8 protein-coding genes are annotated in these 7,658 nt (G+C 65.5%); all 8 read left to right on the top strand.

The window, feature by feature from the left end:
* The first annotated feature begins 249 nt into the window (after positions 1-249).
* A complete protein-coding gene (locus tag ACXWUF_RS15190) occupies positions 250-906 on the top strand; it encodes a riboflavin synthase (RefSeq protein WP_458495498.1) in 657 nt (218 codons plus the stop codon).
* A gap of 158 nt (positions 907-1,064) precedes the next feature.
* Entirely contained in the window at positions 1,065-1,328 is a 264-nt protein-coding gene (locus tag ACXWUF_RS15185; protein WP_458495497.1) for a phosphopantetheine-binding protein, read from the top strand.
* Positions 1,329-1,331: 3 nt separating this feature from the next.
* On the top strand, positions 1,332-1,952 hold the full coding sequence (locus ACXWUF_RS15180; protein WP_458495496.1) for a hypothetical protein: 621 nt from the start codon (positions 1,332-1,334) through the stop codon (positions 1,950-1,952).
* A complete protein-coding gene (locus tag ACXWUF_RS15175; RefSeq protein ID WP_458495495.1) occupies positions 1,949-2,581 on the top strand; it encodes a LolA-related protein in 633 nt (210 codons plus the stop codon). Before ACXWUF_RS15180 ends, ACXWUF_RS15175 begins: the two co-directional genes overlap by 4 nt.
* Before the next feature lie 5 nt (positions 2,582-2,586).
* On the top strand, positions 2,587-5,001 hold the full coding sequence (locus ACXWUF_RS15170; protein WP_458495494.1) for an MMPL family transporter: 2,415 nt from the start codon (positions 2,587-2,589) through the stop codon (positions 4,999-5,001).
* A 63-nt stretch (positions 5,002-5,064) separates the two neighbouring features.
* Positions 5,065-5,664: a DUF4410 domain-containing protein gene (locus tag ACXWUF_RS15165; RefSeq protein WP_458495493.1), complete on the top strand. Its 600-nt coding sequence runs from the start codon at positions 5,065-5,067 to the stop codon at positions 5,662-5,664.
* 42 nt (positions 5,665-5,706) lie between these two features.
* Entirely contained in the window at positions 5,707-6,900 is a 1,194-nt protein-coding gene (locus ACXWUF_RS15160; RefSeq protein ID WP_458495492.1) for a beta-ketoacyl-ACP synthase, read from the top strand.
* 8 nt (positions 6,901-6,908) lie between these two features.
* Positions 6,909-7,658: beta-ketoacyl synthase chain length factor (locus ACXWUF_RS15155; protein ID WP_458495491.1), on the top strand; the 750-nt coding region annotated here is incomplete at its 3' end.

Raw genomic sequence — 7,658 nt, 5'->3', positions numbered from 1 at the left:
CTCGCCAACGGCAAGCCGGTCAGTCGGAGCGCCGCCGCCGTCATCGTGGCCGTTTGGATCGGGCTGGCGGTTTGGGGTGGCTATTGGATTTATCGGGCAATGTAGGCGCGAGCTTCAACCCGCCACCCAACGCGGCTATCTCCTTTACTCCAAACCAAGCTTTGGAGTCCAGACCGGGATAGGCACCGTTTAGCGTTATGGCGTATCCTCCCCGCACCATTTATTCATCAACCGCTCGCAACGAACCCCATGTTTACCGGCATCATCCAATCCATAGGCACCCTCACCCGCATCGAACCCAAGGGCGGCGACTGCCGCCTGACCATCGACACCGGCAAGCTGCCGATGGCCGACGTGAGGCTCGGCGACAGCATCGCCGTCAGCGGCGTGTGCCTGACCGCCGTGGAGCTCGGCCCCCGCCATTTCTGCGCCGACGTGTCGAAAGAAACCCTGTCGCGCACCACCCTCGGCGACGCCAAATCTGGCGCCAGCGTCAATCTAGAACTGGCCCTCTTGCCCACCACCCGGCTGGGCGGGCATTTGGTCAGCGGCCATGTGGACGGCGTGGGCCAGGTGGTGGACAAGCACGGCGACGCCCGCTCGGTGCGCTTCACCATCGAAGCCCCGCCCGCCCTCGCCAAGTACATCGCCGAGAAAGGCTCCATCTGCGTGAACGGCGTCAGCCTGACCGTGAACGAAGTCAACGGCGCCCGCTTCGGCATCAACATCGTGCCCCACACCCTCAAGGAAACCACCCTGGGCGAGACCGAAACGGGTCGCCGGGTGAACCTGGAAGTGGATATTCTGGCCCGCTACATGGAACGGCTGCTGCTGGGGGAGAAGGCGGCGGAAGGCGGCTCGGGCGTGACGATGGAACTGCTGAAAAGCTCGGGGTTTGTTTCATGAAACTCGTATAAACCGGCTCGGTTTTTAAAACCGAGCCGGTCTTTCATCGGTACAATGAGACGGCCTGAAAGCGCTTAATCCCAATCCGATCCAAGCCATCCATCACCGGCTCACACCTTAGAAGCCGGGCCGGATGCCTCATATAACGCAAGCCCCGTATGTCTGAGAACCTCATCACCGAACTGAAACGCCTGCTGATCGACGGCCTGCGCCTCGAAGACCTCACCCCCGACGACATCGACCCCGCCGCGCCGCTGTTCGGCACCGGCCTCGGGCTGGATTCCATCGACGCCCTGGAAATCGGCGTCCTGCTGGACCGGACCTACGGCGTGAAAATCTCCTCCGGCGACGCCCGCAACCCCGAAATCTTCGCCTCCCTGAACGCCCTGGCGGATTTCGTGGCGGGCCACCGCCGCCATTAAGCCGTGTCACCCCGCCTCAAAATCCCGCTGACTGTCCTGGCCGTCGCCGCTTATCCCTTCCTCGGCGCTTATCTGGTCCGGCAGGGCTGGGCGCCGTGGGTGCTGGTTTTATTCGCGACCCTGACGGCCTTCCGCGCCGTGCGGGCCGGGGCCAGGTCCACCCGCCTCGGCCACGGACTGATGGCGGCGCTGTGCCTGCTGGGCGCCTTCTTCGCGGAGGACATCGCCACCCGGCTGATTCCCGCCTTCGTCTACCTGTCCGTCGCGCTGTTGTTCGGCCACACCTTGCGCCATCCGCCGTCCTTGATCGAGCGCATGGTGCGGCTGCAATTCCCGGAATTCCAGCCGGGCATCGCCGACTACCTGCGCCAACTCACTTGGGTGTGGACCGGCCTCTTCGTGGTCAGCGCGGTGATTTGCGCGGGCTTGGCGACCTTGCCAGACAGCCGCCCCTGGACGCTATTCACCGGGCTGGTGGTGTATGTCCTGATGGGCGTGTTGGCGGTTGGGGAATATCTCTACCGCCCGCGCCGCTTTCCCGATATGGACATGCCCAGCCCTGTGGAGAGCTTCAAAGTGATGGCGCGGGACGGGCACAAGGTGTTCCGGGGGTTGGGCCGATGAAACGGGGCTTCATCATTTTCGGACTATTGTTGGCGGCGCTATCGGCGCCCGCCTGGGCCGACCCGTCGGCAACGGAGTTGCTGAACCGTTTCCGCCAGGCCGCCCCGGTGGAATTCCGCTATCAGGAGACCCGCCGCCTGGAATTACTGGATCAGCCCTGGCGAGGCGCCGGCTATTTGTTGTCCGCCCCCGACGGCACCTTGGTGAAATTGCAAACCGCCCCGGAACGGGTGGTCATGGCGATTTCCGGCGACCGCATGTATTACTACGACGCCGCCCACCAGCAGCGCCAATCCGCGCCCCTCGCCTACGCCGGTGAAATGGCCGAACAAATCGGCACCTTCCGGGCGATCATCCAAGGCCGCGCCGAGGAACTCGCCGCCGACTACGACATCCGCGCCGAATCCAAGGACCAGCGCTGGACCCTGCGACTGGACGGCAAAACCGACGCCGCCGAGGAACCGGCCACCCGCATCGAAATTTCCGGGGACGAAACTCAGGGTCAGCGACGCATCGCCATCCATCCGCCCACTGGGGAGGACACCGAGTACAGCCTGGACAAAAGCCGGGAGGGCGCCGCTGTGGAAGCGCCGCTGCGGCAACTGGTGTCCGAGGCGGCGGGGGAATAGTGTCCTTGCCCCCGGTCTGGCGCAAACGCCTGTTCTTCCTGCTGCTGCCCCTGCTGGTGGCGGCGACCTTCCTGACCGCCAAGGTCGAGACCGACCTCAACACCTTCTTCACCGCCACCGACAACGAGGACGCCGCCTTCCTGGCGGGCTTCCTGCAATCGGGGGAGTTGTCGCGGCGCTATCTCATCGCCGTCGAACCCAAGCCGGGCACCATAGACAACCAAGCCGATGGTGCCCCGTCCGGCTCCCTCCCCCACCGGGAGAGGGCTGGGGTGAGGGAGATCAAAAAAGGGGATTTCTCCAACGGAATGGAAGCCTTCACCACCGCCCTGGTCCGGGAATTGGCGGCGTTACCCGGCGTGGAACGAGTCTGGCTGGCCGACCGCCCACCGGATGATTGGCTCGCGGCGGTCAAATCCCACGCGCCCCATCACGCCCGCTTGTACAGCCTGGACCCGGACGCCGAGCGGGACCGGCTGTTCGACCCCGGCTCGCTCAAGGACCGGGCGGAAGGCTTGCGGCGGGCGCTGCTGTCGCCGCAGGGCGCGTTGGTCAAGGACATCGCCAAGCACGATCCGCTGCTGTTGTCGCTGCAAGCGTTCCGGGGCTTGCGCGACCGGGTGAACCCGCCGCCCGCCGCCCGCGCCGACTTCGGCGGCGTGGTTCTGCAAGCCAAGGCGCCGTCCCTGGACACGGACGCCCAATCCCAATTACAAGCCGCCATCCGGGACCGCTTCGACCGCCTGAACGCCGCGTCCGGGGGCGAATTCAGCCTCGCCATGACCGGCGTGCCGGTGTTCACCGTGACCGCCCACGACCAGATAGGCCGCGATGTGGCGCTGGTTTCCGCCGTGTCCACCGTCGCCGTGGTGCTGATTTTTCTGGCGCTGTTCCGCTCCTTCGCGGCCATGCATTGGGTGTTGCTGATCGTGGCCGCGTCCTACGCCGTGGGCACCTTGGCGACCGCGCTGGTGTTCGGCACGGTCCACAGCCTGACGCTGGCCTTGGGTTCGACCCTCACCGGCGTCAGCATTGATTACCCCATGCACGTCCTCGCCCACGCTTCCCAGCATCAGGGCGAGTCCGCCACGGTGGCGGTGCGGAAAGTCTGGCCGAGCCTCTTCATCGGAGCGCTCACCACCATCGTCGGCTATGTGGCCTTGGGCTTCGCCGGGTTTCCGGGCTTCCGGCAAATCGCCGTGTTCTCCGCCGCCGCCATCCTCGCCACGCTGGCGCTGACCCGCTGGGTCTTGCCGGCCCTGCTGGTGAACACCCAATTGCGCGAGGCCCGCCTCCCCGGCCTGTCCCGCTGGATAGGCTTTTGCCAGCGACGCCGCCTCGCGCTGTCGCTGCTGCTGACGGCGGGACTGTGCGGCGGACTCGCGGTGCTGCCGCAAATGCGCTGGATGGACGATCTTTCCAGCCTCGCCATGGATATGTCGGACCTGAAGCGGGTGGACCAGCGCATCCGCGCCCATTTGTCCGGGGTCGAGCCGGGCCGCTTCGTGCTGATCAGCGCCCCGGACTTGGAAACCGCCCTGCGCGGCTCCGAAGCGGTCGAGCGGCGGCTTGGCAAACTTAAAGAATCCGGCGGGGTGAAGGCGTTCTTTGGGCTTTATCCCTGGCTGGCGTCGGCAGAGTTGCAGGCGGCCAACGCGGCCATCTACGCCAGCGCCGTGAATGACCAATTCCGCGCCGCGTGGCGGAAAGCGCTGGCGGATTCCGGGCTGGCGGTGGACAAGCTGGGAACGCTGGTCCCGTCGCCGGAACCGCTGTCGGCAGAAGCCAGCCTGGCGGGAAGCGTCGGGCGAATCCTGTCCGGCCAGATTGTCCGCCAACCGGGCGGCGTGGCCTTGGTGATTTGGCTGGGTGCCCATCAGCCCGCCGCCGTGGCCGACGCCATCGCCGGGATTCCGGGTGCCCGCTATTTCAGCCAGAAGGATTTGCTGGATGGCTTGGCCCAACACTATCGCGACCAATCGCTGGTGATGCTGGGCTGGGGATTGCTGGCGATTTATGGGCTGCTGTGGCTGCGTTACCGCCATCCCGGCAGGGCGTTTTTCAGCCTGTTTCCGGCCCTGCTGGCGGCGCTGTCCATCTTCGCCGCCTGGGCCGTGCTGGGTCAGCCGGTGAGCTTCCTGCACGTCATGTGCCTGCTGCTGGCGGTGTCCATCTGCGAGGATTACGGGATTTTCTTCCTGGACAATGGCGGCGGCGACATCCACGCCACCTATCAGGCCATCGCCGCGTCCATGCTGACCACGGTGGTGTCTTTCGCGGCCCTGGGGCTGGCGGAGAATCCGACGCTACGCATCATGGCGGCGGGGGTGACGCTGGGCGTGGCGTTGGGATTTTTGCTGTGTCCGTTGTTGATCCGGGAAAAGCGGGATGGCTTGCTCAAAACCAACCCGCCAGCCTGACCCGAAGACCAGCCCGGTAGGTATACAATTCTCCTGACCACAACAAAAACGGGAAATATCGCCATGAATATCAAAACCACATTCATTCCCCTGCTTCTACTCGCTGCGTTCGTGTCCGGCTGTGCCACCAATATCAAACCCACCGCCGATACCAATCCCAGCCCCTCAGAAAAGTTCTCCAACTTCAATCGCTTCGAACTCCAGCCGGTGCAAGCCGGAAGCGGTGAAGTGGCGGCACAAAAACCAGCCATGGCGAAAATCGGGGAGCATGTCCAGGAAAAACTGGGCACCCGCTTGCAGCAATGGAATGAAAAGCCCTTGAACGGCGCCGCCCGGACCCTGGTCATCGAACCCACCGTCACCGAGCTGAAATTCGTGAGCGGTGCCAAACGGGTATTCACGGGCGCGTGGTCCGGCAGTTCGGCGGTCATAATGAAAGCCAAATTCACCGACAAGCAAACCGGCAAAACCATCGCCAGCCCAGAGTTTTACTCGAAATCATCGGCCATGGCGGGCGCTTATTCCTTCGGCGGCAACGACAACGCCATGCTGCGGCGCATCGCCGATTCGCTGGCGATTTATGTGTTCAAGAATTACAAGCAGGCGGTCGGTGGCCCGGTGATGCCGACCAACGAGGAGGCGGCTTCGGTTTCCACCGAATGATTATTAGGTTTGGCTGATAATCCCCCTCAACTCCCTATCGCAATGCTTCCCGTCGCCATCACCGCCCACCAATGCGTCAGCGCCGCTGGCGACGACAGCGCCGCCCTCTGGCAAAGCCTCCAGGACAACCAAACCCGGCTGCGCCCCATCCAGCTTTTCCCGCTGCCCTTCGCCACCTTGGTGGGCGAGGTGGCTTCCCCGCTGCCGAGCCTCCGCCCCGAACTCCGCGACTACGATTGCCGCAACGCCCGGCTGGCCCTGCAAGCGCTGAACACCGGCGATTTCCGCGCCGCCGTGGAAGCCGCCGCCCGCCGCCACGGCGCGAAACGGGTGGGCCTCGTGTTGGGCACCAGCACCTCGGGGATTTACGACTCGGAAGCGGCCTACCAGTATTTTCTGGCACACGGCCACATGCCGGAGGGCTTCAACTTCATCAAGCGTCACACCGCCCAGGCCACGGCGGAATTCCTCCGGCACGAACTGGCCTTGCGCGGACCCTGCCACGCCATTTCCACCGCGTGTTCGTCCAGCGCCAAAGCCTTGGGCGCGGGGCACCGGCTGATTGCGGCGGGCGTCTGCGACGCGGTGCTGGTGGCGGGCGTGGACACGCTGTGCCGACTGACCTTGCGGGGCTTTCATAGCCTGGACCTGATTTCCCCCGAGCCTTGCGCCCCGCTGGACCGGCGGCGGCGCGGCATCAACATCGGCGAAGCGGCGGCGCTGTTGCTGCTGGAGAAATCCGGCCCGGATCACGCCGAATGCCCGCACCTGCTGGCGGTGGGCGAATCCTCCGACGCCCACCACATGAGCGCCCCCCACCCGGAAGGCGCGGGCGCGGCGGCGGCCATGCAACGGGCGCTGGCGCTCGCGGGCCTCCCCGCCGAAGCCGTGGATTACCTGAACCTGCACGCCACCGCCACCCCGCTCAATGATCTGGCCGAAGCCAAGGCCATCGCCCAAGTATTTCCCGGCGGCGTGCCATGCAGCGGCATCAAGGGCTTGCTCGGCCACACCCTGGGCGCGGCGGGCGCGGTGGAAGCCATCGCGAGCCTGTTGGCCCTGGAAAACCAAGCCTTGCCCGGCACCGCTGGCCTCTGCGAACCGGACCCGGACTGCCCCGTCGTCCCGCTGATCGAGCCACGTTTCAACGTGCCGTTGCGCCATGCGCTTAGCAATTCCTTCGGCTTCGGCGGCAACAACGCCAGCGTCCTGCTGCGGGCGGGAGGTGCCGGTTGATGGAACACATGAGCCTATTGGGCTACGGCGTCGCCACCCCGGATGAAGCCTTGCGCGGGCAACTGCCCTGCCCCGCCACCGGCGTTGACCGCAACGCCATTCCCGCCGCGCTACGCCGCCGCGCCAGCCAGGCCACCCAACTGGCGTTCAGCGCCGCCACGGAAGCCTGCCGCCGGGCCGGTCGCTCACCCGCCCAATTGCCCACGGTGTTCGCCTGCGTGGGCGGCGAGATTCAAGTGACGGACGCGCTCTGCATCGAACTCGCCAAGCCCGACGGCCTGATTTCCCCGACGGCTTTTCACAACTCGGTCCACAACACGGCGGCGGGGTATTGGAGCATCGTTCACGGCTGCACGCTGCCCGCCTCGGCCCTCGCCGCCGGGCACGAAACCTTCGCCATGGCGCTGGTGGAGTGTTGGACTTGGCTGGCGACCCAGGGCGGTGAAATGCTGCTGGTGTGTTATGACGAAGCTTGGCCGACTTATCTCGCAAGCCCCATGGGCGCTCCGCCCTTTGCCGCCGCGCTGGTGCTGGGGGCCGGTTCCGTGGCGGGCGGAGTCCTTGAGATAGGTCGACCTCATGACGCGGGCGAAGGCGATATACTTTCCGGGTTTTGGGCCGACCTCGCTGCGAAGGTTCCAGTCGCCGCCGCGTTGCCCCTGCTGGAAGTGGCCGGGGGCAGGCGAGAGGCCGGGGAAACCCTGATTTCCACCACTGGATGGGTGGTCAAAACGATCTCGAAGGGTGGGAGTGGGGGG

The sequence above is a fragment of the Methylomagnum sp. genome (assembly GCF_054333355.1).
This window is presented reverse-complemented; position numbering and strand designations above follow the sequence as displayed.

What these genes read in the sequence shown, in the direction of transcription:
- ACXWUF_RS15175 (WP_458495495.1), top strand. Translation starts at nt 1,949, where the DNA reads ATGAAACGGGGCTTCATCATTTTCGGACTATTGTTGGCGGCGCTATCG.
- ACXWUF_RS15160 (WP_458495492.1), top strand. Translation starts at nt 5,707, where the DNA reads ATGCTTCCCGTCGCCATCACCGCCCACCAATGCGTCAGCGCCGCTGGC.
- ACXWUF_RS15190 (WP_458495498.1), top strand. Translation starts at nt 250, where the DNA reads ATGTTTACCGGCATCATCCAATCCATAGGCACCCTCACCCGCATCGAA.
- ACXWUF_RS15185 (WP_458495497.1), top strand. Translation starts at nt 1,065, where the DNA reads ATGTCTGAGAACCTCATCACCGAACTGAAACGCCTGCTGATCGACGGC.
- ACXWUF_RS15165 (WP_458495493.1), top strand. Translation starts at nt 5,065, where the DNA reads ATGAATATCAAAACCACATTCATTCCCCTGCTTCTACTCGCTGCGTTC.